Genomic DNA, 2,661 nt, shown 5'->3' with positions numbered 1-2,661 from the left:
CACCGGAAGTATCAGAGGCCGGACGCGAGAGCAGCCTGAAGACGTACTACTTGTACAGCTGCGCCCAACTCATTGCGAAATCGAAGACTATCAACCACAAGGCTGTAGATGCAAGCTAATTCCTCCTACGGTATTTCCTCTGCGACGAGCCCGTCGGCGCTGTCCGTCGTAAAGGAGTTTGCAGGCTACTTCGCAGTATCACTCGCGGGGCTTGCGGTGGATGCGGCGGTGCTCCTGATTCTGGTTTCGGGGTGCGGATTGCCTGTTGTGCACTCATCCGTTGCAGCATTCATGGCCGGTCTGGCTGTGGTCTACCTGTGTTCCGTGAAGTTCGTATTCGCAAGCCGGCGCGTTGCACAGCCTGTCGCTGAGTTCTTCACATTTGCCATGCTGGGAGTCGCGGGTCTCCTGTTGACGATGCTCATCATGCAGGTAGGCACCCAGCAACTACATCTTGATTACCGCTGGACCAAGATTGGAGCGGCAGGCGCTAGCTTTGTCTGCAACTTTGCACTGCGCAAGCTGGTGCTTTTCTCGAGGGCGTGAGGAGATAAACATGAATGAAATCAATGTTGTGGTGATCGGCGCGGGTCCTGCAGGGCTCACGGCTGCGTATGAACTCCAGCGCGCAGGCGTTCAGCGGGTTTGTGTGGTCGAGGCGGATACCCAAGTGGGCGGAATCTCCAAGACCGTTGAGTACCGCGGCAACCGTATCGACATTGGCGGCCATCGGTTCTTCTCCAAGTCGGACTGGGTGATGCAATGGTGGGCATCGATACTCCCGGTAGAGAAAGCAGGGGAGGGCGCATCGCTCAGCTTCAAGTACCAAGGCCAGCAGAGAGACGCATTGCCCGGAAATCTTGCGGAAGTGAATCCGTCGACAAGAGATGACGTGATGATGGTCCGGAGTCGTCTTTCTCGGATCTACTTCAACGAGCGTTTCTTCGATTACCCCTTGCAGCTCAACGCTGGGAATCTGCGAAAGCTTGGGTGGGCAAAGACTGTCACCTTCGGATTCAGCTACATCGCGGCCAAGGCGAACCCGATCAAGCAGGAAGCCTCGTTGCAGGACTTCTTTATCAATCGTTTTGGTGAGAAGCTGTATCGGCAATTTTTCAAGGAATACACCGAAAAGGTCTGGGGCGTGCCCTGCAGCGAAATCAGTGCAGCCTGGGGTGCCCAGCGTGTTAAGAGCCTCTCAGTCAGCAAAGCGTTGTGGCACGCGGCGAAATCTGCACTTGGCATGAACAATGGCCAAGCTGAGCAGACGTCGTTGATCGAATCGTTTGTCTACCCGAAGCTCGGCCCGGGACAGATGTGGGAAGAAGTCGCCAAGCGGTTCATGAGCAATGGCGGTGTGTTGCTGATGAAACATCGGGCGCAGCATATTGAAATCTCCGAAGGAGTTGTGCGATCGGTGGAGGTGGTCTCGCATGATGGACAGCACCAGCGGCTCCAGTGCACGCATGTCATATCTACCATGCCCGTCAAGGATCTCGTGGCCGCTTCGAAAGATGCTTGGCCAGCTGAAGTCGCGGACATCGCAAGTCGTCTCGAATATCGAGATTTCATGACGGTAGGACTTCTATATCGGCGCGAGGATTTACCGGTCGCTTTGAGCGATAACTGGATCTATATTCAAGAACCCGGCGTCAAAGTGGGCCGAGTGCAGGTCTTCAATAACTGGAGCCCTTACATGGTGAGCGATCCAGACACTGTGTGGCTGGGGCTCGAATTTTTCTGCAAAGAGGGCGATGATTTGTGGTCGATGAGTGATGACGCGCTCAAGCAACTCGCGCAATCGGAAATGAAGCAGATCAAACTGGTCAGCGCTTCGCGAGCTATCGACGCCACGGTGCTCCGTGTTCCGAAAGCATATCCTGGCTATTTTGGCGAAGCTTACGAGCAGTTTGGTCGAGTTCAGTCTGCGCTGGATGCCATTCCCAACTTGTTCTTGGTCGGGCGCAACGGAATGCATCGATACAACAATCAAGATCACTCAATGTTGACGGCAAAGGAGGCCGCGCATCAGATCATCACGGGCGTTGTCGACAAGAGCCGCCTGTGGGCTATCAATGTGGACGACGAGTACCACGAAGAGAAGGTCGTGCCGGACGATAAATCGATTCCTGTGGAGCCCGAACTGGTTGGTGGAACGCCAGCCTTGGGCGTGCAGTCCTGAAAATTCGGAGCTCGACCAATCGTCCTTGGGCGAAGGTCTGGGCTCCGGTCATGCAGCAAATTTCGTGTTGCCCACGGGTCCGGGAGCCTGTGGGCTCGTGCTGCTGAGGCAAACACCGATGAAGTCGATCGCAGTTGGTTTTCTAACATCCATCGTGCTGCTGGTGCTGTGGCGCCACTTGATTCCGGGGGGCTTCATTTTTTATCAGGGCATGTCCGTCGCCATCATCGGGGCGGCTGTTCAAGGCCTGATGCAATACAGAAGACAGCCGCGATCGTCCTATGCGAAGGACGCGCTGCTGACCTTGCTGCTCGTGTATGCCTTCGTGTTCACGATTCCGACAACAGTGGATCGCTCCTATTCCGTCAGAATGATCGAGCACGTGGCGGCGGCCGATGGTGTCGTGTCCAAGGACGAGATTTCTTTGATGTTCCAGCGCTACTTCAGTGATGGCGGTGGCGTGGAGCGCAGGTTGGAAG

General features: G+C 55.5%; 3 protein-coding genes. All 3 read left to right on the top strand.

Features of this window, described 5'->3' with window-relative positions; genetic code table 11:
* Positions 1–108 precede the first annotated feature (108 nt).
* Complete coding sequence (locus tag AC1DOC_RS28540) at positions 109–546, top strand: GtrA family protein (protein ID WP_049809883.1); 438 nt, start codon at positions 109–111, stop codon at positions 544–546.
* Positions 547–556: 10 nt separating this feature from the next.
* Positions 557–2,182, top strand: a complete 1,626-nt coding sequence (locus AC1DOC_RS28535; protein WP_478131008.1) for an NAD(P)/FAD-dependent oxidoreductase — start codon at positions 557–559, stop codon at positions 2,180–2,182.
* A 118-nt stretch (positions 2,183–2,300) separates the two neighbouring features.
* The coding region (locus tag AC1DOC_RS28530) for a hypothetical protein (RefSeq protein ID WP_478131007.1) at positions 2,301–2,661 on the top strand (361 nt) is incomplete at its 3' end.

It is taken from the genome of Variovorax sp. 01T439_2, from assembly GCF_056398445.1.
This window is presented reverse-complemented; position numbering and strand designations above follow the sequence as displayed.